The sequence below is a fragment of the Luteibacter flocculans genome (assembly GCF_023612255.1).
Lineage (GTDB): Bacteria > Pseudomonadota > Gammaproteobacteria > Xanthomonadales > Rhodanobacteraceae > Luteibacter > Luteibacter flocculans.
Map to the genome: position 1 here is coordinate 481,253 of NZ_CP063231.1, position 20,340 is coordinate 501,592.

At 67.0% G+C, this 20,340-nt stretch carries 21 protein-coding genes and 1 other RNA gene; 4 read left to right on the forward strand and 18 right to left on the reverse strand.

Annotated elements, in window-relative coordinates; all coding sequences use genetic code 11:
* Nucleotides 1–6 precede the first annotated feature (6 nt).
* A complete protein-coding gene (locus IM816_RS02060; RefSeq protein ID WP_250339592.1) occupies nucleotides 7–351 on the reverse strand; it encodes an EF-hand domain-containing protein in 345 nt (114 codons plus the stop codon).
* Nucleotides 352–445: 94 nt separating this feature from the next.
* Between IM816_RS02060 and cysK the strand changes: the two genes are divergently transcribed.
* Nucleotides 446–1,402, forward strand: a complete 957-nt coding sequence (cysK, locus tag IM816_RS02065; RefSeq protein ID WP_250339593.1) for a cysteine synthase A — start codon at nucleotides 446–448, stop codon at nucleotides 1,400–1,402.
* Nucleotides 1,403–1,526: 124 nt separating this feature from the next.
* Nucleotides 1,527–1,910 (forward strand): hypothetical protein, encoded by a 384-nt coding sequence (locus IM816_RS02070; RefSeq protein WP_250339594.1) that lies wholly within the window; start codon nucleotides 1,527–1,529, stop codon nucleotides 1,908–1,910.
* Nucleotides 1,911–1,956: 46 nt separating this feature from the next.
* On the opposite strand, the gene IM816_RS02075 is transcribed toward IM816_RS02070, so the two are convergent.
* The 11 genes from IM816_RS02075 to IM816_RS02125 all read right to left on the reverse strand — a co-directional run bounded on the left by IM816_RS02075 (nucleotide 1,957) and on the right by IM816_RS02125 (nucleotide 11,756).
* Nucleotides 1,957–4,749, reverse strand: a complete 2,793-nt coding sequence (locus IM816_RS02075) for an AAA family ATPase (RefSeq protein WP_250339595.1) — start codon at nucleotides 4,747–4,749, stop codon at nucleotides 1,957–1,959.
* Nucleotides 4,742–5,452, reverse strand: coding sequence for a hypothetical protein (locus IM816_RS02080; protein WP_250339596.1), 711 nt, complete (start codon nucleotides 5,450–5,452; stop codon nucleotides 4,742–4,744). The genes IM816_RS02075 and IM816_RS02080 overlap by 8 nt, the downstream gene beginning before the upstream one ends.
* Complete coding sequence (locus tag IM816_RS02085) at nucleotides 5,445–6,758, reverse strand: hypothetical protein (protein WP_250339597.1); 1,314 nt, start codon at nucleotides 6,756–6,758, stop codon at nucleotides 5,445–5,447. Before IM816_RS02085 ends, IM816_RS02080 begins: the two co-directional genes overlap by 8 nt.
* Before the next feature lie 7 nt (nucleotides 6,759–6,765).
* A complete protein-coding gene (gene folE, locus IM816_RS02090) occupies nucleotides 6,766–7,362 on the reverse strand; it encodes a GTP cyclohydrolase I FolE (protein WP_250339598.1) in 597 nt (198 codons plus the stop codon).
* Nucleotides 7,363–7,595: 233 nt separating this feature from the next.
* The gene (locus IM816_RS02095) at nucleotides 7,596–9,044 is read right to left on the reverse strand and encodes a DNA recombination protein RmuC (protein ID WP_250339599.1); all 1,449 of its coding nucleotides are present in this window, start codon (nucleotides 9,042–9,044) and stop codon (nucleotides 7,596–7,598) included.
* A gap of 153 nt (nucleotides 9,045–9,197) precedes the next feature.
* On the reverse strand, nucleotides 9,198–9,854 hold the full coding sequence (rpiA, locus tag IM816_RS02100) for a ribose-5-phosphate isomerase RpiA (RefSeq protein ID WP_250339600.1): 657 nt from the start codon (nucleotides 9,852–9,854) through the stop codon (nucleotides 9,198–9,200).
* Nucleotides 9,851–10,294: an EVE domain-containing protein gene (locus IM816_RS02105; protein WP_177257399.1), complete on the reverse strand. Its 444-nt coding sequence runs from the start codon at nucleotides 10,292–10,294 to the stop codon at nucleotides 9,851–9,853. The genes rpiA and IM816_RS02105 overlap by 4 nt, the downstream gene beginning before the upstream one ends.
* 11 nt (nucleotides 10,295–10,305) lie before the next feature.
* Nucleotides 10,306–10,917: a 5-formyltetrahydrofolate cyclo-ligase gene (locus IM816_RS02110; RefSeq protein ID WP_072322484.1), complete on the reverse strand. Its 612-nt coding sequence runs from the start codon at nucleotides 10,915–10,917 to the stop codon at nucleotides 10,306–10,308.
* A 108-nt stretch (nucleotides 10,918–11,025) separates the two neighbouring features.
* Nucleotides 11,026–11,209, reverse strand: a non-coding RNA gene (gene ssrS / locus IM816_RS02115) — 6S RNA.
* 8 nt (nucleotides 11,210–11,217) lie between these two features.
* On the reverse strand, nucleotides 11,218–11,526 hold the full coding sequence (locus IM816_RS02120; protein WP_072322485.1) for a cell division protein ZapA: 309 nt from the start codon (nucleotides 11,524–11,526) through the stop codon (nucleotides 11,218–11,220).
* A gap of 5 nt (nucleotides 11,527–11,531) precedes the next feature.
* Entirely contained in the window at nucleotides 11,532–11,756 is a 225-nt protein-coding gene (locus tag IM816_RS02125) for a TIGR02449 family protein (RefSeq protein WP_036116258.1), read from the reverse strand.
* Between the two features lie 123 nt (nucleotides 11,757–11,879).
* Here IM816_RS02125 and IM816_RS02130 point away from each other — a divergent pair, with 123 nt between their 5' ends.
* Nucleotides 11,880–12,446 (forward strand): UPF0149 family protein, encoded by a 567-nt coding sequence (locus IM816_RS02130; RefSeq protein WP_250339601.1) that lies wholly within the window; start codon nucleotides 11,880–11,882, stop codon nucleotides 12,444–12,446.
* Nucleotides 12,443–13,735 (forward strand): aminopeptidase P N-terminal domain-containing protein, encoded by a 1,293-nt coding sequence (locus tag IM816_RS02135; protein WP_256470219.1) that lies wholly within the window; start codon nucleotides 12,443–12,445, stop codon nucleotides 13,733–13,735. The genes IM816_RS02130 and IM816_RS02135 overlap by 4 nt, the downstream gene beginning before the upstream one ends.
* A gap of 103 nt (nucleotides 13,736–13,838) precedes the next feature.
* Here IM816_RS02135 and pepQ read toward each other — a convergent pair whose 3' ends face one another.
* The 6 genes from pepQ to rdgB all read right to left on the reverse strand — a co-directional run bounded on the left by pepQ (nucleotide 13,839) and on the right by rdgB (nucleotide 20,340).
* Nucleotides 13,839–15,161, reverse strand: a complete 1,323-nt coding sequence (pepQ, locus tag IM816_RS02140; protein WP_250339602.1) for a Xaa-Pro dipeptidase — start codon at nucleotides 15,159–15,161, stop codon at nucleotides 13,839–13,841.
* An 85-nt stretch (nucleotides 15,162–15,246) separates the two neighbouring features.
* Nucleotides 15,247–15,858, reverse strand: coding sequence for a hypothetical protein (locus IM816_RS02145; RefSeq protein ID WP_143144524.1), 612 nt, complete (start codon nucleotides 15,856–15,858; stop codon nucleotides 15,247–15,249).
* 76 nt (nucleotides 15,859–15,934) lie between these two features.
* Nucleotides 15,935–16,282, reverse strand: coding sequence for a PilZ domain-containing protein (locus IM816_RS02150; RefSeq protein ID WP_250339603.1), 348 nt, complete (start codon nucleotides 16,280–16,282; stop codon nucleotides 15,935–15,937).
* Complete coding sequence (locus IM816_RS02155; RefSeq protein WP_250339604.1) at nucleotides 16,279–18,462, reverse strand: DUF1631 family protein; 2,184 nt, start codon at nucleotides 18,460–18,462, stop codon at nucleotides 16,279–16,281. The genes IM816_RS02150 and IM816_RS02155 overlap by 4 nt, the downstream gene beginning before the upstream one ends.
* Before the next feature lie 130 nt (nucleotides 18,463–18,592).
* On the reverse strand, nucleotides 18,593–19,750 hold the full coding sequence (gene hemW, locus IM816_RS02160; RefSeq protein ID WP_250339605.1) for a radical SAM family heme chaperone HemW: 1,158 nt from the start codon (nucleotides 19,748–19,750) through the stop codon (nucleotides 18,593–18,595).
* Nucleotides 19,747–20,340, reverse strand: a complete 594-nt coding sequence (rdgB, locus tag IM816_RS02165; protein WP_250339606.1) for an RdgB/HAM1 family non-canonical purine NTP pyrophosphatase — start codon at nucleotides 20,338–20,340, stop codon at nucleotides 19,747–19,749. Before rdgB ends, hemW begins: the two co-directional genes overlap by 4 nt.

Sequence of the window (20,340 nt, forward strand, 5' to 3'; positions counted from 1 at the left end):
CGGCACTTATTGCGGCGGTTGTGACAGTTCCCTGGCATCCAGCACGCCGTCATGGTTGCGGTCCAGCTTGTGGAACTGGTGGATGAGGTTCCGCTGGAATTCGTCGAGGTGGATGGGCCGCGCGCCGGGGCGCATCGGGCCGTCGTTGGCGTCCAGCACGCCGTCGCCGTTGACGTCCATGCGCAGGAAGCCCTGGCTCATGTAGCGCACGTATTCCGCTTCGTCGATGCGGCCATCGCCGTTCTCGTCCATTCGGCGGAGGTACTCGGCCGGGGTGCGCGGCACATCCTGCGCAAATGAGGAGCCGGCAAGGGCGAAAGCGGCAAGGAGGGCGTAGGCAGGTCGGCTCATGGGCGGGCAGTCTGGGCGATCGGAAGGCGTTTGTCGCGCCGCACCGCGTCGGAGTACCTTTGGTCACTGGCAGGCCCGCTCAGGAACCCTCTCAATGATCTACGACAGCATCCTCGACACCATTGGCCGCACGCCCATCGTTCGTCTGCACCGCGTGGCGCCGGCACACGTCACGCTTTATGCCAAGGTGGAATCGTTCAATCCCGGCGGATCGGTCAAGGACCGCCTCGCCATCGCCGTCATTCTCGATGCCGAGCAGAAAGGCTTGCTGAAGCCGGGTGACACGGTGGTCGAAGCGACCTCCGGCAATACGGGCGTCGCGCTCGCGATGGTCTGCGCGGCGAAGGGTTACAAGTTTGTGGCGACGATGGCTGACAGCTTCTCCGTGGAGCGCCGCAAGCTGATGCGCGCCTACGGTGCCAAGGTCATCCTCACGCCCGCCGCCGAACGTGGCAGTGGCATGGTGCGCCGTGCGGAGGAACTGGCCGCCAAGCACGGCTGGTTCCTGCCGCGGCAGTTCCAGAACCCGGCCAATCCCGGCTATCACCGCAGCACCACGGCGTCTGAAATCCTTCAGGACTTTGCCGGCCGTCGGCTCGATGCCTTCGTGACCGGCTGGGGTACGGGCGGCACGCTGACCGGCGTCGGCGAGATGCTCAAGCTGGCGCGACCCGAGGTGAAGATCGTGGTCTCGGAGCCGGCGCAGGCGCCCTTGCTGCAGGACAAGCCGTGGTCGCCGCACAAGATCCAGGGCTGGACGCCTGATTTCGTACCGGATGTCCTGAACCGCAAGGTCTTCGACGTGAACGTGCCCGTGGACGAAGTGGTCGCACGCGACACGGCACGCCGCCTCGCTGCCGAGGAAGGCCTGTTCGTGGGTGTCTCCGCGGGCGCCACCGCGGCCGCAGCGCTGCAATACGCAGAAAGTGCCGAGAAGGGCAGCGTCATCCTGGCGATGCTGCCCGATACCGGCGAGCGCTACCTCTCCACCTTCCTTTTCGAAGGCGTGGAAGAAGGCACCGACGAGGCCTGGCTGAACAGCCTGGGCTGAGCTTCGCGCGCTTCGCAATGACGCAGGGCTCGCCCCCTCGTCATCGCGAAGCAACGTCGGCACTGCGTTCCCATCACGCGTCGACCGTCACGGTAGGGGCCTCGAACGTCAGGAGGTCAACGTCATGGCATGGTTTCGCAGCAAGAGCATGGGTGAGGAGTGGCTGGGCCGCGCGCAGCGCCTCGCGGGCGCGACGGTGGGTAACCATCCGCGTGAAGCCTTCGGTGCCGCGCGCGAGTACGCCGGGCGTGCCGGATCGCTGGCGAGCCAGGCGTTCGACGGCGCAAGTCGCGGCGTCCGCCGTCACCCTGGCATGACCCTCGCTATCGGCGCGGGCATCGGCGCTGTTATCGCGGCGTGCCTGCTGGCCAATCGTTACGCGCGTCTGCAGGAAGACGAGTACGACGCGCACGATCCGACCCGGCAGCGCCCAACCGACAGCAGCGGCGATGCCCTGGACGGTTCGGGTGAGGACAATCCCGTGCCGGGAGAAACCGGGCTTTACTGAGTCCTAGGTCACAGGGGCGTTGACCGCGCCCCTGTGACGCGTGCGATCACGCGGCGTTGGACCGCCGCCGCAACACCGCCAGCGGTTGCGCCCAGGTCGCACCCGGTCGCCGCTTGCTCGTGACGAGCGTGAGTTCGGATGGCTGGAACACATTGATGTTGTGCGTGGCTGGCGTCGTCAGGATGTACTGCGCGCGCGTGCTCTTCAGGAACGCGCCGACCTTGTCGATGTTGAAGATGTCCAGGTGCGCGAACGGTTCGTCGATGAAGACGAAGCCGCCCGGCCGGTCCTCGTCGCGCATGAGCGCCACGAGCAGCAACAGCGATTTCATCACCTGCTGGCCGCCCGATGCCTCGCCGTCGTCCATGCCGATCCAACCCTTCTTGTCGAACTCGAAGCGCACATGCAACGCGGCGGACGACAACGCGAGGTCGTCGTTGCTGAGTTCGGGAAGATCGACCTCCACGCCGATGCCCGCCAGCTCCGCGAGCACCTTGAGGTTCTTGGCATAACGACGAACGGTGTTGCGCAGCACCTGGATATAGGCACCGCGCGCCTCGTGGGTGATACGCGACGCGCGCTCGAGATGGATGCGGCGCTTTTCCAGATCGAGTTTCAGTCCATCGTGGTCGGATAGCAGCTTTTCGCGGAGCGCGAGCACGCTGGGATCCTGTTCCCAGTGGCCTTCTTCTAAGCGGCGTTCCACGCGATCGATCTCGCGGCGTACCGCTGCGGGCGACTCGAAGCGTTCCCGCAGCGCGGCCATGGCGGTGCGTCCACGCAACGCCAGGGGCACGTGGCGCCGCTTGGCGCGGAATGCCTTGAGGCGGTCGACCTGCTCACCACGCAACTGATGATGCTGGCGCACGGCATCCGCCAACTGGCGCTGCACGTCGCGCTGTTCGCGCGCGCCGTTATCGCGGGCATTGGAGGTCTTGAGGCGCTTCTCGCGGACAGCCTCGTAATGTTGTTCGGCGGCCGCATGACTGTCGGCGGTGCGCTGCACGTCCTCGCGCAGGCGGGCCTGCTGCTCGTGTGCTTCTGCGAATTCATCGGCGCGGTCAGCGAGCTGGCTGCTGGCGCTGGCGCCGCGCAGTACGGCTTCGGCGTCGCTGGCACGTGCCAGGGCGTCCTTGCGTTCGCTCGCGATCTCGCGGAGACGTGCCTCGATGCCGCGCAACGCGGCTTCGCCGTCGCGCAATTGGCGTTCGCGAGCCCCGGAACCGAAGTACATGTCGTCGACGCCGAGATGGCGTCCGCCGCGTCGCTCCTTGAAATAGCCCTGCGGGGTGATCCAGTCCTGATCGCGGCTGCAGGCTGCGCCTTCGGTCACGTTCTCCACGCGGCGGATGCGATCGAGATTGCGCAGCAACCATTCGGGCGCCGCAGCGGAGAACGATACGACCTCAAGCAGCGAGCCGCGCGTCGCCGATTCGGCGGGCGCGCGGTCTGCGACCACGAAATGCTTGTAGCGATGCTGCTCGCCGAGCTTCCACGCCGCCTCGCGATCGCGTGGATCGTCCAGCAGCACGACGTGGCGATAACCGGCGAGTACCGCTTCGACCGCCGGCTGCCAGCGGGGCTCGGCGATCTCCACGATTTCGCTGAGCATGCTGTGGCGGATGCCCGCTTCGTCGAGCGCACGACGGAACGAGGCTTCGAAGTCGGGTGTGTAGCGACGTCCGCTGCGCCAGGCCGAAAGCTGGCTGGTGACGGTGGTCAGTTCCTGGCGCAGCCGGGTTTCCTCGGCTTGCAGATGATTTGCCAGGGCGCGCGCATCGCGCGCCACGTTGGCGAGACGTTCGTGATCCGCGCCGCCCTGCGCCGCCACCATCTCGCGCAGCCTCGCCTCCTGCTTGATCAGCAGGTCGTTCTGCGCGAGCTCGGCGCGTGCGGCGTCGAGGCTCTTCTGGGTCTGCTGGCGTGCGAGGTCCGCCTCGTGCTGTTCCGCACGAAGCGTTTCGCCCTGGGCGTCCAGTTCGCCGAGTTGTCGGGCGAGTTCCACATCGCGGCGTTCCAGTTCCGTCACGCGGCGCTTGATGCCGGTGAGCTGAGGACGCGCGCCGCGGATGCCGGCGAGCAGTTCGGCGAGTTCGGTGCGCGGGAGAATCTCGGAGACGAGATCCACACGCTCGGTCTTCAGCGCATTCCATTCCTGGAAGGAGCGCGCACGCGCTTCGGCTTCCTGCAGGCTCACGCCAATGAGCGACAACTGGTGTTCGAGGCCGTGCTGCTCGCGATCGGCTTCACCCTGTTCGTTGCGTGCGCGCTGGTAGTCGTCGAGCACGGCCTTGTCGCCGAAGACGTCGAAGACGAGATCGAGCAGGGCCTTGGGCGGAAGCTGGCATAGCTTGTCCGTCGCACCTTGTTCGAGCGTGAGCACGCGGCGGATCGCCTGCGACAGGCCGGCACCTTCCAGGCGCACGCGGTATTCGCGCAGGCCGAGAAACTCGCCGCGCGCCTCGATCTCCTCAACGCTGACATCGCCGCCCAGCACGGCGTATTGCCGGGTCCACTCGCCGCCCTTCTTCTGGATGCGGCAGGCGAGCGTTACTTCGCGGTCCATCAAGGGGAAGAACGGACGCTCGCCGCTCGGCCCCGGCGTGTTGCCAACGCGGGCGCGCAACCAGGCGAACGGTTTGCCGTTGTGGCGCAGGTAGCTCTTGTAGTCGCGGTTGCCCGCGCAGTCGATGGTGAGCAGCGTGCGCAATGCATCGAGCAGCGTGGTCTTGCCTGAGCCGTTCGGGCCCACGACGGTGACGATGTTGGTATCCAGCGGCAGGCTGAAACGCTGCCAGTAATCCCAATGCACCACTTCGAGGCTGCGGAAATCAAACATCGGCAGGCTCCTCGCCAGCATCGAGGGAGAGGTCGTCGTCTTCGGCGTCGTCCACGACAGGCGCAGGCCGCGCCGCCGCTTCCGCGAGCAGGTCGCCCAGCGCGCCATCGAGGATGCGTCGTGCCGTGCGTTCGTAATCGAATGCAAGATCGAGCAGCGGCCCCTCGGCGACTTCGCCCTTGCGTCGGATGATGAAACCCAGGCGGTTCAACGTGCCGAGATTGAAGCCGACGCGCGTCTTGCCGCCGAGCTTGTCGCCGAAATCGGCGAGCAGGGTGCGCTCCGCAATCACGGGCGAGATCGTGGGATCGCGCGGTATGGGTTTTTCTTCCGCAAACATCTGGCCTTGTGACGCGGCGGCTTCGGCGCTCTGGCGTTCAACTTGGCGTTGTCGCTTGGGTAGCACGATGAGCGCCCAGATCACCACCAGCAACGCGACGCCGTCGCGGTCGAGTTGCAAGGTGTTGGAGATCCAGCTGTCGCTGCCGCCGAATACGGCGCGCTCGCTCTTGCGGGCAACGGCGAGGCCAATGTATGCCGCGTAGGGGTGTTCGCGCAGTTCCAGGCCGACCGCTTCGAGGCGGCGGTCCAGTTCCTCGCGGAAGCCTTCGTCGAGCAGCGCCTTGCGTGCCTGCGCGTCGTCGCGCGGCAACCAGCGTTGCGCAAGCAGGCGGGTGACCAGGCTGGCGGTATCGTCATGCATCGGTGGCGGTGTCCTTCGTGGTGGTGCGCGGACGCAGGCGTCCGGCGCTCACCAGGGCGATCTGGGGCAGGTCGATGTCGATCAGGCGCGGCTCGATGTCCAGCGCGAGGGGCAGGCGCGCGAGGTCGGCGGTGCCGCCTTCCAGCGCGGCGGATTCCGGGTCGCCGAGGAGGCCGAGCAGGGAAAGCCGGTACGCTGAAAGCGCATAGTCGTCGCCCACCAGCGTATCCGCGAGTTCGCGTGGTGCATCGATGGCGGCGAGTTCGGCATGCCAGGCTTCGAGGAAGCGCAGGTCTTCCTCGTCGATCGGCAGGTCGGCCGTATCCGGTGGTTGCTCAGCGCCGGGCAATGCCGTGCTTTCTGCCGCCAGACGCTCGCGTTCGAGCAGTTCGAATTCGGCGACGTCCAGCGCGATCTGATCGTGGATGAATGGTGCGGGCAGCGGCAGCAGCAGTTGCCCGTCTTCGAAGGCGGCCAGCGTGTCGATGTCCTGTGCGCGCAGCCAGCCGACGAGGTCGGACGAGGAGAGTCCCGTGCGTCCGAGATGCACGCGATGCTGGTCGATCTTGTTGAGTTCGCGCTGGAAGGTGCCGGCCTGACGCAGCAGCGCGCTCTGTGCGCGACCGACGGCCTGGGCAAGGCGGTGCGCGGCCGGTTCGAGCTCGTCCTTCTCCGTGATGGCGGCGACCACCTCGGTGCCTTTCTCCACCCAGGTCCACACCGCGTCGAGCCGCTCCGCTGCGCGACGGATGCGATGCTCCGAACCGGAGAGCACGGCGCGGTCGAAGTCTTCCTTCAATTCGCTGAGGCGGGAGAGCAGGTGGCCGAGTTCGTCCACGGAAACGCGACCGACCGCGTGCCCCGCGGCCAACTGCGCGGTGAGGTAGCCGAGACCGTCGTCGTCGTGGTCCTCGAATTCGAGCATGGCGGCGAGTGCCGCGAGCGCCTTGCGCCCTAACGGACCCACACGGTAGCGCAGCGTTTCGCCGTCATAGACGAGCAGGTCGTGGTCCTTGAGGCGCTGGACCACCGTTTCCAGCTTCACCGGATCGACGAAGGCCAGATGATCGCGGATCTCCTGCGGCGTCCACTCCGTGGCGTGCGCGCGGCCGCCGAGCGTGCGCAGCACGAGCAGGCGCAGCAGCACCTGCGCCTCGCTGCCGTGGAACAGCGCGGAGAACGCGCGCAACAGACTGCGTCCGCGCAGCAGCGGAAACAGGGACGGGATGTCCTCGGCGACGACGCCGTCGCGGAAGAGATCCTGCAGGCGTTCGTCGTGGACGGTGGTGTCGGTCGGGCCGCTCAAGATGACGTCAGCGGCGATCGACGCCCACGAAGCGAAGGAACTCGCTGCGCGTGCGTGGATCTTCGCGGAAGCTGCCGAGCATCTGGCTGGTGACCATGGACACGCCGCGCTTGTGCACGCCGCGGGTGGTCATGCACTCATGGCTGGCATCGATTACCACGCCCACGCCGCGCGGACGCAACGTGTCTTCGATGCAGTGAGCGATCTGCGCGGTGAGTTTTTCCTGCACCTGGAAACGCCGGGCGAAACCATCCACCACGCGGGCGAGCTTGCTGATGCCAACGACGCGGTCGGTGGGGACGTAGCCTACGTGCGCGCGGCCGATGATCGGTGCCATGTGATGTTCGCAATGGCTCTCGAACTCGATGTCGCGCAGCACGATCATCTCGTCGTAGCCGGCCACTTCTTCGAAGGTGCGGCGGAGGTATTCGGCGGGGTCCTGGTCGTAGCCGCTGAACCAGTCGGCGTATGCCTTGACCACGCGCTTGGGCGTATCGAGGAGACCCTCGCGCGTCGGGTCTTCGCCCGCCCACAGCAGCAGCGTGCGTACGGCCTCCTCGGCCTGTTCGCGGCTGACCGGACGGGACTTGGCGTCGTCGCTCATCGAGGTGATTCCTTGGACGGTGGCAAACGCGCATTGTACCGTTGTTGGCGCCCGCGAGCCCCTGGCTGTGGGAGCCGCTATAGCGGCGAGCGAAAGCTTGCGGTGGGAGCCATCCTGATGGCGATTGCAACCTGCCTCGCCGCTACACCGCTCCGTCGGCTTTTCGCCAGCAGGCTGGCTCCCACCTTTGCTCCGTTTGGCTTCTCGCCGCCATGGCGGCTCCCACAGAGTGGTCAGTCGCCGGATGGCTCCGTCTCATCCCCATCGTCCAGGCCCGGGACGATGTCGAGCAGGGCCTGGGATTCGTCGGACCCCAGGGATTCGACCCCGCGCAGCTTGCGCTCGATGGCGCGGGTGCGCACACCGGCCGTATCGATGCTGTTGCGCACGGTGTCCAGTTGCTTGCGGGTCTTTTCCAGCACGGTGGCGAACTTGCCGAACTCGTTCTTGACTGCCGCCAGCACGTGCCAGACCTCGGACGAGCGCTTTTCAATGGCCAGCGTGCGGAAGCCCATCTGCAGGCTGTTGAGCAGGGCCGTGAGCGTCGTGGGGCCCGCGACCGTCACCCGCCACTCGCGCTGCAACTGGTCGGACAGCCCCGGGCGGCGGATCACCTCCGCGTAGAGGCCTTCCGTCGGCAGGAACAGGATCGCGAAGTCGGTGGTGTGCGGCGGGGCAACGTACTTGGCGCGGATGCGCTTGGCTTCCTCGCGTACGCGGAGCTCCAGGGCCTTGCCGGCCGCCTGTGCGCCTTCGACGTCTGCAGCGTCCTGCGCGTCCAGCAGACGCTGGTAATCCTCGACCGGATACTTGGCGTCGATGGGAAGCCAGACCGGGGCGCCCTCGTCGGCACCGGGAAGGCGGATGGCGTACTCCACGCGCTCGCTGGAACCGGGCACGGTAGCGACGTTGGCCGCGTACTGCTCGGCAATGAGTATCTGTTCCAGCAGGGCACCCAACTGCACTTCACCGAAGGTGCCGCGGGTCTTTACGTTGGTCAGCACGCGCTTGAGATCGCCCACGCCTGCCGCCAGCGCCTGCATCTCGCCCAGGCCGCGCTGCACGGCTTCCAGACGTTCGGACACGAGCTGGAACGACTGGCCGAGCCGGGTTTCCAGCGTGGCCTGGAGTTTCTCGTCCACCGTCGCCCGCATCTGTTCCAGCTTCGCCGCGTTGTCCTGCTGGATCGCGCCGAGGCGCGTTTCCAGCGTGGTCCGGACCTCCGCAAGCCGCTTTTCGTTGTCGGCGGTGAGGGCGGTGAAGCGCTGGTCGAGCAGTTCGCCGAAGTGCTTCAAGGTCAGTGCCGATTCCTCGCGGGTCTTGCGCGAGTCGTCGGCGAGGCCCTGGCGCAGCGATTGCAGGCCGGTGTCGGTGCGCTCGGTGAGCTGATCGAGACGGCGTCCGAAGCCTTCGATGCGCTCGTGCTGGCGGTCCGCCGCGAGCTGCAGTTGCTCCTGCACGTGCCCGCGGAACTGGCCCAGACTGTCGCCCAGCTCGCTGCGGCCAGCGCGTTGTTCGTCGCGGATCAGTGCTTCGAGGCGTCGGCTGTCCTCACGGAGGGCATCGAGGCGCGCGGCCTGGCCGTCGTCCTGGCGGCCCCTGCCGAGCAGGGCGAACAGCAGACCGAGGCAGGCGAGGGCCACCACCAGAAGAACAAGGATGAGGATGGTTTCAAGCGTCATGAAGATCGAGGATATCCATTCGTCAGAGAGCGAAGCGCGTCGCCCTGTGGGAGCCGCTATAGCGGAGAAGCCCACGAAGCGGTGTAGCCGTGACGCGATTTACTCGCCGCTATAGCGGCCTCCTGCACGCAGGAAGCCTGCGTCCCCGCCGTCTCAGACTTCGCGATTGCCGACGATCACGACGTCGGCCGGACGCTTCGCAAAGAGACCGACGGTGACGACGCCGACGATCTGGTTGAGATCGGCTTCGAGTTCCACCGGGTTGGTGATGCGCCAGCCATGGACGTCGATGATCCAGTTGCCGTTGTCCGTGACCACGCCATCGCGCCATACGGGCTGGCCGCCGCGGGCCACGATCTCGCGCGCCACGTAGCTGCGTGCCATCGGGATCACCTCGATCGGCAGCGGGAACGTGCCGAGCACGTCGACCTGCTTGCTGGCGTCGATGATGCAGACGAAACGATCGGATGCCGCGGCGACGATCTTCTCGCGCGTGAGCGCTGCGCCACCGCCTTTGATAAGACGCTTCTGCGGATCGCATTCGTCGGCACCGTCGACGTAGAGATCGAGGCGGCCGGCGGCGTTGAGGTCGATGACGTCGATGCCGAGCTTGCGCAGGCGAGCGCTGGAGGCTTCGGAGCTGGAGACTGCGGCCTTGATCCGGTCGCGATACTGCGAGAGTTCGTCGATGAAGAAGTTGACCGTGGAACCGGTGCCCACGCCCAGGATGCCGTTCTTGAACGTGCCGTTGCCCACGTAGCGGAAGGCGGCAGTTTCGGCAGCGAGGCGCTTCTCGTTGTCCTGGCTCATGACTTTTCCAGCTTCAGGATGAAATCCCAGTCCGCCTTGGCTACCGGCATCACCGACAGGCGATTGCCCTTGCGCACGAGCGGCATGTCGGCGAGTTCGTCGCGGGCCTTCAGTTCGTCGAGCGAAATGGTGCGGGCAAGCTTGCGCTCGAACTTCACGTCCACGAGCATCCAGCGCGGTTCTTCGCGCGTGCTCTTCTCGTCGTAGTACTTGGACTTGCGGTTGAACTGGCTCTCGTCCGGATAGGCGGGCGAGGCCACCGTGGCGATGCCGACGATGCCGGGCACGTCGGTATTCGAGTGATAGAAGAAGATCTTGTCACCCACCTTCATGCCGTCGCGCATGAAGTTCCGCGCCTGGTAGTTGCGCACGCCGTCCCACGGTTCGACGCCTTTGCGTTCGAGGTCGTCGATGGAGAAGGTGTCTGGCTCGGATTTCATGAGCCAGTACTTCACGCGCCGCCGCCCGTGCAGTCGATCAGTTCCTTGTCGGTGGCGACGTAGTCGAGCGCGATGTCCCACTCGGCCGTCTCGATCGCGTCCAGTTCCTGGAAGTCGTAGGCGACGCCGACCAGCAGCGGCTTCGCGGGACGCTCGCGGTCGCGGAGGAACTCGAAGCTGCGATCGTAGTAGCCGCCACCGAAGCCGAGGCGGTTGCCGCGGCGGTCGAAACCGAGGAGCGGCACCAGCACGAGGTCGAGCTTGTCGGCTTCCACGATGCGCTCCGAGGCGCGCGGCTCGGGGATGCCCATCTCGTTGGTTTCGACGTCTTCGCCGGTGGTCCACGGCGCGAACTTGAGGCGCCGCTTGCCACCGGACTTGGTCACGACGGGCAGGTAGAAGGTCTGCCCGCGCTCGGCCATGGGGGCGATGGCGAGATTCAGAGGCAACTCGCCGCCGGTGGCCCAATAACCGGCCACATGGGTATCGGTAAGGAATTCCGGCAACTGTTCGAGGGATTGACGCAATCCCTGGGCCGCAGCAACGCGCTCAGCCGGTTTCAACTGGCGGCGGCGCTGCACGAGGTCGGCTCGCAGTTCACGTCTCTCGGGTAGCTTTGGCATGGTCGTTCAGGTGAACGGCACAGGCAAGGTCGCCGTCGAGCCGCCGCATCCGGTGCCGCGGATGCGACGCTGACCGGCCCTGAGGGCCGATCGGCTGGAAATGAAGAGACGTTCTCCGCGATGCCGCTGCGCACCAAACGACCTTGATCCAAAGGATCAGGTGGGAGGGCTACGCGGCTTCAAGGCTTTCCGTACGAAGGCGGACATGCACAACAGTCGCGAAAAGCCGACCCGGGGTCGTATGTAGGAACAAGGCAAATGTAAAGTGCGCTGGCGCACACCGCAGGGAACGTCCGGGGGCTATTTTACCGACGCGTCGAGCAGACCATCAAGCTTTCTGCGCAGAGCGGCCAGGCCGTCGGTCAGCGCCTGTTCCTGCGAGTCGTGTTCCTTGCGCAGCGTGAGCAGTTCGTGAGCGATGCTCACGGCGGTCAGCACCGCGATGCGGTCGAAGCCCGGCACCTTGGTATTGGCCTTGAGTTCGCGCATCTTGCCGTCCAGAAACTGGGCGGCGGCGACCAGCCCTGCGCGCTCTTCCGGGGCGCAGGCAATGTGAAACTCGCGATCGAGCAGGCGGAGAGAAACCGGTTCGCTGGCGGTGGCGTTCATATCGATCAGCCCGTGTTCTCCAGCGCCTTGAGGCGCTGGATCATTGCTTCCACACGGCTGCGCGCTTGTTCGTTGCGTGCCATGAGTCCTGCGCGTTCGTTCGCCAACTGCTCCTGGCTATGGCGCAGGCTGCGGTTTTCCTCGGTGAGGCGGCGAACGGTATCGACGAGCCGGTCGAGCGTCGCGCTCAGGGCTTCCAGTTCGGTCTTGAAGGCATCCGGGTTCGTCATGCGCGGACTATAACAGGAGGTCCGGGCTTGTCGGCAGTCCGTGCAGCCAAGGCATCGGCTATGTGAAATCGGCGACCGGACGGCGCCTGCATTAGACTTCCGCCTTAGCCCGAGGAATACACCATGCCGGCCAATCAGACCGTCGACCCCGAAGACATCGCCGAACTCATCGAGCGCTGCAAGCTGTCCACCTCGGTGAGCGAATTCCACGGCTCGTTGGTGGGCTATATCAGTGCGGGCGGGCGATTCCCGCATGGCTCCGTGCTGGAGGCGCTGCAACTGGAACCTGACCCGACGCCCGGTGCCGACGATCAGGCGATGCTCGGCCGGCTTCGGCACCAGACGGAAATGTGGCTCGCCGACACGGACCTCACCTTCGGGCCCTGGCTGCCGGAAGAGGACGCGCCGCTTGCGGCGCGCGCCGAAGGTCTCACCGACTGGACGCGCGGGTTTCTCGGCGGCTTCGGCCTCGGTGGCACCCCCGAAACGGCGCGGAGTCTCAGCGAGGACGCGCGCGAGGTGCTGAAGGACATGGCCACGATCGCCTCCTCCGAGTTCGAACTCGGCGAGGACGTGGAGGGCGACGAGGATTCGCTCACCGAAATCGAGGAATTCGTGCGGGTCGGCGCGCTGTTGCTTCACGCCGAGGTGGGCAGCAGGCACGAACCGGCGAGCGATACGCGGCATTGATCGGCGCAGCAGAGTACGCCCGGCGCCGCCGGGAACTGATGCGCATGGCGGGCGAGGATGCCGTACTGATCCTCGCCGCCGCCCCGGAGCGCATGCGCAATGCCGATGCGCCGTGGCCATACCGGCAGGATTCCGACTTTCACTACCTCACCGGCTTCGACGAGCCCGAGGCCGTGCTGGCCTTGCTGCCGGGACGTGCGCACGGCGAGAGCGTGCTGTTCTGCCGTGAACGCGACGCGGAACGCGAGCGCTGGGACGGCGAGCGCATGGGCACCGATCGGGCGGCTCGCGAGTTGAAGCTCGACGACGCCTTTCCCATCGACGATATCGACGACATTCTGCCCGGCATGATTGAGGGCAGGGCGCGGGTGTACTGCCATTTCGGCCAGGAGCCCGATTTCGACGCCCGCCTGCTCGGATGGATGCGCCGGCTACGTACGGCGCGCGGCGGTGGCGTGGTGCCCAAGGATCTCGTCGCGCTCGGTCATCTTTTGCACGACCTGCGTCTGTTCAAATCGCGCGACGAACTGGCGCTGATGCGGCGCTCGGCCGAGGTCGCCGCCGCGGCCCACCTCTCGGCGATGGCGGTGGCCCGTCCTGGCGTGGCCGAGTACGAGGTCGAAGGCGAGATCCTGCGCACCATCCGTGGCCGCGGCGCGGTGCCGGCCTTCCCGCCCACGGTGGCGGGTGGCGTGAACGCATGCATCATGCATTACCAGGCCAACCGCGCCATCTTGAACGATGGCGAGCTGCTGCTCGTGGACGCCGGTGCGGAGGTGAACTATTACGCCTCCGACATCACGCGCAGCTTTCCGATCGGCGGGCGCTTCACGAAGGAACAGCGTGCCCTTTACGAGATCGTGTACGAGGCCCAGCTTGCGGCCATCGACGCGGTACGTCCCGGCCGCTCGTTCGGCGATGCCCACGACGCCGCGGTGCGCGTGATCGCCGAGGGTCTGTGCGCTGTGGGCATTCTGCGCGGCGGAGCCGATCGCGTGATCGCCGAAGGCAGCTACAAGACGTATTTCCCGAGCAAGACCGGCCACTGGCTTGGCCTGGACGTGCATGACGTGGGCGATTACCGCATCGACGGCCAACCGCGCGTCCTCGAAGAAGGCATGGTGGTCACCGTCGAGCCGGGCATCTACGTGCCGCCCGACGACAAGCGCGTGCATGAGCGCTGGCGTGGCATCGGCATCCGCATTGAGGACGACGTGGCCGTGACCAAGGGCGCGCCGGACGTCATGACGGCGATGGTTCCGAAGGCGCCCGACGCGCTGGAGCGCTAGACGTCGGCGTCGCTTTTTGCCGCGACTGAGCGGCTCATCGTGCGCGAGATGAATCGCCCAGGGACCGACCTCACGCGGTGAGGCCGATCCCTGGGCTTTTGCGTTACAGCTGCGCGAACGCGTCGCGCGTGAGGTTTTCCGGTTCGCCCGCGGTGCAGACCACGTCATCCTCGATGCGGATGCCGCCGTACTTGCGGAACGCATCCACCTTGGTCCAGTTGATGTCCGCCGCGAACGGCTTGTGCTTCAACTCGGCCAGCAGCATGTCGATGAAGTAGATGCCGGGTTCGATGGTGACCACCATGCCCGTTTCGACGGGGCGGGTGAGACGCAGGTAAGGATGGCCTTCCGGCTTTGCGATGGTGCCGCCAGTCTCGGCCGCCTGGAAACCGGCGACGTCATGCACCTGCAGGCCGATACCGTGGCCCAGGCCATGTGGGAAGAACGCGGACGAGACACCGGATTCCACGGCGCTTTCCGGCGTCATGCGAATGAAGTCGTGCTCGCGAAGCACGCCAGCGAGCACGTGGTGCGCATGAATGTGGAGATCGGCGTAGCTCTGGCCGTGACGCACCTTGGCGGCGAACGAACGCTCGGCGGCATCCACCGAGTCGATGAGGGCCTGGAACTCGGCCGCACCATCGCCCGCATACGTGCGCGTGATGTCGCTGGCATAGCCCGCTGCGCTGGCGCCGGCATCGATCAGGAACGAGTGGCTTTCCTTCGGTGCGTGCCGATCGAAGTTCGTGTAATGCAGCACGGCGCCATGTTCGTTGAGGCCGACGATGCTGGCGTACGGCAGTTCCGCGTCGAGCTGTCGTGCCGCCGCAAGATACGCGAGGTGGATGCCGAACTCGCTCTCACCCTCGCGGAACGCACGCTCGGCGGCGCGGTGGCCGCGCGCGCCGCGGCGGCTGGCTTCGCGCATGAGTTCGAGTTCGTACGGCGTCTTGTACGCGCGGTGGTAATGCAGGTGGTCGACCACCGCGGGCGGGTTGTTCGCGCAGACGTCCTGCAGGTTGCAGAACTGGTCGCCGATGATCGCGCAGCGCGACAGCGTGGCCGGCAGTTCGGCAATGGCGTCGGCAGGCTTGCGGACAACGACGATGTCGAAGTGATCCACCCAGTAGCCCGACGGCGCTTCGGGTACCACGTGCCAGTAATCGCGGGGCTGGAGGAACACCAGCTTCGGCTTTTCGCCGGGCGTGTACACGAGCCAGCTTCCCGGCGCGTCGACGAGTGGCAGCCAGTGCTTGAAATGCGGGTTGACGATGAACGGGTAGTCCTGGTCGTCGAGGAATTTCGTGATCGGGCGACCGGCCGGAACGACGAGGTGTTCGAAACCGCCGCGGGCGAGGGCGGTGTCGGTGCGCTCGCGCAGGGTGGCGAGGTGCTGCGGGTAGAGCGCGGCCAGCGCGTCGTTCATGGAGCTCTCCGGGACGAGGGGCAAACCGCAATGGTGCGCCTCCGGGCTGTCGTAGCCAAGTCCGCGATGGCGCCGCGTCGGCGGATCAGGCGTTGGCGAACACCACGGCGTAGTCGCCAGCCAGGTCGCCAAGCCGGTGGCGCAGGGCCGTGGCGGCGTGCTCGTGGCCACCGAGCAGGCCTTTCAGATGCGAGCCGTACAAGGTGATGGCGAAATGCCCCACGGCGAAGTCGTGCGCGGGCGAGCGCCACAGTTGCAATGCGCTCCAGGTGGCGCAGGTGGGGCAGGCGACATAGGCGGAATCCGGCGCGTCGCACCACACCGCCAGGGCCTCTTCCAGCGCCTCGCTGCCTTCGTCGCCGAGGGCGAGCGTGGCGCGGCACTCGGGGCAACGGATGCTGAAACCGGCGTCGTAGCGGCAGAAGATGCCGTTTTCGGGGCCGCCATCGACGAGGTGTGCGCCGTTGGCGGCGTCCAACTGCCAGCGGTGACCGCTGGCGTGAAGCGAGATGGCGCGAACGCCCGTCTCCTCGATGAAACGCGGGTCGAGCACGCGAAAGCGCGTGTCGCCGTCACGCTCGGGAAGCGCCGCCATGACGCCGTCGCCGACCAGATGCAGATACAGGTCGGTCGCCGCCGCCGCCGCGTCGTCGCGTTCGATTTCGGTGTCGACCAGGATGGTGGTGGCTTCGCTCATCACCTGCGATGGTGAGCCCCGACGTGGCGCCTCGTAAAGCATGGATTCTCCAGGGATGCCGCGATGGCGGCGTCGCTCAGTCGGTAGGTGGTCCGATCCATTCGTCGATGGCACGCACGTCGTCGTCGCTCGCCGCGACGATGCGGTAGCCGGACCAGAACTGCCTGGCGGTGGCTGCCGGTTCGTGCCATTGCTCCTGGATCCCTATTTCAACCCGATGTTCGCGGTGCTGGGCATCGCGCAGCGTGAAGGCCACCTGGTGGACCGCGCCGGCCCTCGGCGGTGGCGCCCCGAGCAACATCAGCCCGGTCGCCGAAAGATTGCCGAGCTGGCCGAGCACCCTCTCGGTCATTACGTCCACGATCGGCATGGGCGATGTGGCCTGCTTGCGCGGCGCGCGGCGCTGTTCGAAGTCGCGACTCATGCGTGGCCCGCCCAGCGTTCGTCGTGCGCGGTCTGGCGGCGGAGATTGCGCGCCACCGCCTGCCATGCGCGATCCACGATCGACAGGCGCTGCTCCTTGTGCTCGCGGGCCTTACCCGTGGCGATGAGGCGCGCGAGCCGTGTGAGGTCGATGTCCTCGCAGCGGCTGCCGCGCTGGTTGACGAACAGGCAGCGGCCGGTCGTCGGCGAGAACCAGGCCAGCTTGCGCAACGCGAGCGACCCGTCCGCCTGCACGAACTCGAACCACGTGCCGAAGCGCAGGCTGGCAAACCCGTCGTGGATCGCCTGGGCGGCCGGATCGAGCGGTGTCGGCTCGACCGGCGGCACCGTTTCGCCGTGCGCCGTGCCTTCGCCAAGACGCGGCCGCCGTTTGAGCCGCAGGGCGACGTCGGTGGGCGTCGGTATTTCGTCCGCCGTGCCGGGCGGTTCGAATACGCCCGCCGCCACCTGCGAAGCTTCCGACGAGTGCATGCCGAGATGTTCGAGGCCGCGTTCCACGTCCTGGCGCAGCTTGCGTCGGTCGAGGATCGGGCGCCGCCCGAGCAACTGATCGGTGACGCCGAGGCAATAGAGAAAGGCCTCGCCGTTTTCGCCGCCACGGAGGATGTGCAGCGCGAGCACGTCGGCCCAGGTCCGCTCGAGCAGGATGCGCAGTACACCGCGTGGCGTGGCACCGCGCACCATGCGTTCGGCCATGATCTCCGTGGCGCGCTGGCGCGCTCGTTCCAGCCGGTCGCGTCCTTCCATCGCTTCGATCTGGCGACGCTCGGCCACGTGCGCCTTGCGCGAGAGAAGCGCGATCTGTTGCTCGATGTCGGCGCGCCAGGCGGGATCGATCACTTGTGCGTGGCTGGCGTCGATGACGAGCCTTTCCAGGCGATCCACCAGGGCGGCGTCCGGCTCGCCTTCGGAAGGATCGAGCCAATGCCGTGCAGCCTCGCCCACGGTGTCCAGCAATTGCCGGGCGGGATGCTCAGGCTGGTCGAAAAAGCCGCGGTCGTTCACGGCGGCGCGCAGCATGGGCCATTGCAGGCCGCCGAGCACGGGTCGGCCGGGGCTCGCTTCCGCGATCTGCTGGCCCAGACTCTGGAACAGCATGGCCGTGAGTTCGACGGTGTCGTCTTGCTCGGCGGTCAGTTCGGCGGGCGGCGATCCGGCCGGGCGGCTGCGGTTCAACTGCACAAGCAGTTCGTCGCGCAGCGCCTGGGCACTGCGGATCTCGCGCTGTGCCGCGCCGGCAACGTCGGCGACGTGACCCTGCAGGGCGAGTAGAGCGGTCTGCAGCTCGTCGTCCGAGGCCAGACGTCCCGGCGCAAAACCCGCGCCACGCCCCGCTTCGACACGCTGCGCCAGCAGCTGGCGCAAGCCGTCCAGCACGCCGATGTGATCCTGGGTCGCTTCCGTCGTGCCCGCGGGCGCCTCGGCGGGCCTCGCGCGCCGTTCCGACATAGGCGGCGTGGCGACGCGCACGTTCGGATAGACGCGGAAGCCGGGCAGGATGCCGCGCGTACGGTAATGCTCGTTGAGCGCGCCATAGAAGGCTTCGCCATGGCCGAGCACCTTCGCATCCACGGCCTGGAAAAGAATCAGGCGATGCGCGGAACTGAGCGGCATGGGCGCCACTGCTGCTTCCAGCGCCGCGGCGAGCACGCGCGGTCCCGCGGGCAATGCGTCCCCTTCGAGCGGCGGACTGCCCGCGAGTACGGCCAGGCGATAGCCCAGCTCGAACAGGCTGCTTGCGCTGCGCGCCTCGGCGCGCGCGGCCATGCTGGCAAGCGCATCGGCCTGCTCCTGTTCCTCCGGGTCCACGAGGCTGAGCGTGGCGTGTTCGGGGGACGCGGCCGGCTTGGTCTCCGGTATGTCGCCCAGGTGCCGGAAGCGCGACGACAGGTGCGCGGCGAACCGGTTGCGGAACCCTGCGCCGTCACGTTCGACGATGCCCCGGCTTTCGAAGCAGGCTTGTTGTTCGAGGTGGTTGCGGCTGCTTTCGGCGATGGCGAACAGGCGATGGTCAAAATCGCGCAAGGCGTCGCGCAGCGGCGTGTCGAGCCAGGTCAGGCACAACGACAGCCCCTGCTGCGCCTCGCGTTCCGCGCGCGGCGACAAGGCAACGGGAGTCGGCCCCGTGCGGCCGGAAGTCGGCGGCGTACCAGCGTTCATGTGGAAAGGTCCTCCACGACCTTGCCCCGGAGTTTAGGTGCCCGCGGCGCACCGGCGCCAGGGTGGCGACGGCGTGCTTACGGCTTAGGGCGATCGGCATAGGCGTCGGGACGACGTGATCCAGCCGTCCCTAGACCATGAACGCCTCGATCACGTCGTTGAGGAAGCGCTGCCCCAGCAGTGTGGTCCTCAGCACAGCGGGATCGTCCACCAGCCAGCCGCGCGCCACGCACGTCGCGAGGGCCGGGGCGATGGTGTCGCGCGGCAGGCCCGTCCGTGCGGCGAAGTCTGCCGAGGGCACGCCGTCGATCAGGCGCAGCGCATTGAGCATGTATTCGAACGGCAGGTCGGCGGCGCTCACCAGACTGTCGCCGCCGATGCGCGCCGGCTGGCCCTCGCTGGCGAGGTAGGCGGCAGGCAAGCGAGTCTTCCAACGGCGCCGGACGCCGTGCGCGTCGCTGATCTTGCCGTGCGCCCCAGCGCCGATGCCGAGGTAATCGCCGAAACGCCAGTAATTGAGGTTGTGCGCGCAGCGGCGTCCGGGCAACGCATAGGCCGATACTTCGTACTGCCCGTAGCCTGCCTCGGCCAGCCGCGCCTCGCACGCCTCCTGGATCGCCCAGGCCGCGTCATCGTCCGGCAACGGGGGCGGGTTCGCAGCGAAGGCCGTGTTCGGTTCGAGGGTGAGTTGGTAGTGCGACACGTGCGTGGGTTGCAACGCGACCGCGCGGTCCACGTCGTCGATCGCTCCGGCGAGGGTCTGTTCCGGCAGCGCGTACATCAGGTCGATGTTGATGTTGCCGATGCCGGCATCCTGGGCCTGGCGCACGGCGTCCGCGGCTTCGCCAGCCGAGTGGATGCGACCTAGACGGTGCAGCGCCTTGTCGTCGAAGCTCTGTACACCGAAGGAAATGCGGTTCACGCCGGCAGTGAGGTAACCGTCGAAGCGCCCGTGTTCCACGGTGCCTGGGTTGGTTTCAAGCGTGATCTCGGCATCCGCGGCGAACGGCAGCCGTTCGCGCGCACCGTCGAGAAACCGGCCCACCAACTCGGGGGAAAACAGGCTCGGCGTGCCGCCGCCGAAGAACACGGTCTCGATGCGCCGCCCGTCGAGCGCGCCGGCCAGATCGCGCAGGTCCGCATCCAGGTCGGCGAGCAGGACACGCACGTAGCCCGCATAGTCGGGCGTGCCGCGCAGGCCATGCGAGTTGAAATCGCAGTACGGGCATTTGCGCACGCACCACGGCATGTGCACGTAAAGCGACAGCGGCGGCGGAACGAGGCTCATGCCAGCTCTGCGAAGCGTTGCTGCAAGATCGCGAGCGCCTGTCCGCGATGGCTGAGACGGTTCTTCAAGGCCGGATCGAGTTCAGCGGCGGAGACGTCGTAACCGTCAGGCAGGAACAGCGGGTCGTAGCCGAAGCCGCCGTTGCCGCGCGGGGCGTCGAGAATGCGCCCATGCCAGCGGCCTTCGGCGATCAACGGCGCCGGATCGTCAGCATGACGCAGCACCACCAGTACGGCGATGAAATACGCCTGTCGCCGTTCGGAAGGGATGCCATCCAGTTCGCGCAGCAGCTTCGCGTTATTGGCGGCACTGTCGCCGTGCGTGCCGGCGTAACGGGCTGCGTACAACCCGGGTGCGCCGCCCAGCGCATCTACGCAGATGCCGGAATCGTCGGCGAGCGCGGGCATGCCGGTAGCACGTGCCGCATGCCGCGCCTTGATCAAGGCGTTCTCGACGAAGGTCAGGCCGGTTTCCTCGGCGTCGCTGACGCCAAGCTGCGTCTGCGCGACGAGGTGCACGTCGCTGTCGGCGAGCAGTTGTTCCAGTTCGATCACCTTGCCGGCGTTGCCGGAGGCCAGGACGAGACGCAT

Bases quoted from the DNA above. Each gene is read 5' to 3' on its own strand.
- IM816_RS02060 (WP_250339592.1), bottom strand. From the start codon at position 351: ATGAGCCGACCTGCCTACGCCCTCCTTGCCGCTTTCGCCCTTGCCGGC.
- cysK (WP_250339593.1), top strand. From the start codon at position 446: ATGATCTACGACAGCATCCTCGACACCATTGGCCGCACGCCCATCGTT.
- IM816_RS02070 (WP_250339594.1), top strand. From the start codon at position 1,527: ATGGCATGGTTTCGCAGCAAGAGCATGGGTGAGGAGTGGCTGGGCCGC.
- IM816_RS02075 (WP_250339595.1), bottom strand. From the start codon at position 4,749: ATGTTTGATTTCCGCAGCCTCGAAGTGGTGCATTGGGATTACTGGCAG.
- IM816_RS02080 (WP_250339596.1), bottom strand. From the start codon at position 5,452: ATGCATGACGATACCGCCAGCCTGGTCACCCGCCTGCTTGCGCAACGC.
- folE (WP_250339598.1), bottom strand. From the start codon at position 7,362: ATGAGCGACGACGCCAAGTCCCGTCCGGTCAGCCGCGAACAGGCCGAG.
- IM816_RS02095 (WP_250339599.1), bottom strand. From the start codon at position 9,044: ATGACGCTTGAAACCATCCTCATCCTTGTTCTTCTGGTGGTGGCCCTC.
- rpiA (WP_250339600.1), bottom strand. From the start codon at position 9,854: ATGAGCCAGGACAACGAGAAGCGCCTCGCTGCCGAAACTGCCGCCTTC.
- IM816_RS02105 (WP_177257399.1), bottom strand. From the start codon at position 10,294: ATGAAATCCGAGCCAGACACCTTCTCCATCGACGACCTCGAACGCAAA.
- IM816_RS02110 (WP_072322484.1), bottom strand. From the start codon at position 10,917: ATGCCAAAGCTACCCGAGAGACGTGAACTGCGAGCCGACCTCGTGCAG.
- IM816_RS02120 (WP_072322485.1), bottom strand. From the start codon at position 11,526: ATGAACGCCACCGCCAGCGAACCGGTTTCTCTCCGCCTGCTCGATCGC.
- IM816_RS02125 (WP_036116258.1), bottom strand. From the start codon at position 11,756: ATGACGAACCCGGATGCCTTCAAGACCGAACTGGAAGCCCTGAGCGCG.
- IM816_RS02130 (WP_250339601.1), top strand. From the start codon at position 11,880: ATGCCGGCCAATCAGACCGTCGACCCCGAAGACATCGCCGAACTCATC.
- pepQ (WP_250339602.1), bottom strand. From the start codon at position 15,161: ATGAACGACGCGCTGGCCGCGCTCTACCCGCAGCACCTCGCCACCCTG.
- IM816_RS02145 (WP_143144524.1), bottom strand. From the start codon at position 15,858: ATGAGCGAAGCCACCACCATCCTGGTCGACACCGAAATCGAACGCGAC.
- IM816_RS02150 (WP_250339603.1), bottom strand. From the start codon at position 16,282: ATGAGTCGCGACTTCGAACAGCGCCGCGCGCCGCGCAAGCAGGCCACA.
- IM816_RS02155 (WP_250339604.1), bottom strand. From the start codon at position 18,462: ATGAACGCTGGTACGCCGCCGACTTCCGGCCGCACGGGGCCGACTCCC.
- hemW (WP_250339605.1), bottom strand. From the start codon at position 19,750: ATGAGCCTCGTTCCGCCGCCGCTGTCGCTTTACGTGCACATGCCGTGG.
- rdgB (WP_250339606.1), bottom strand. From the start codon at position 20,340: ATGCGTCTCGTCCTGGCCTCCGGCAACGCCGGCAAGGTGATCGAACTG.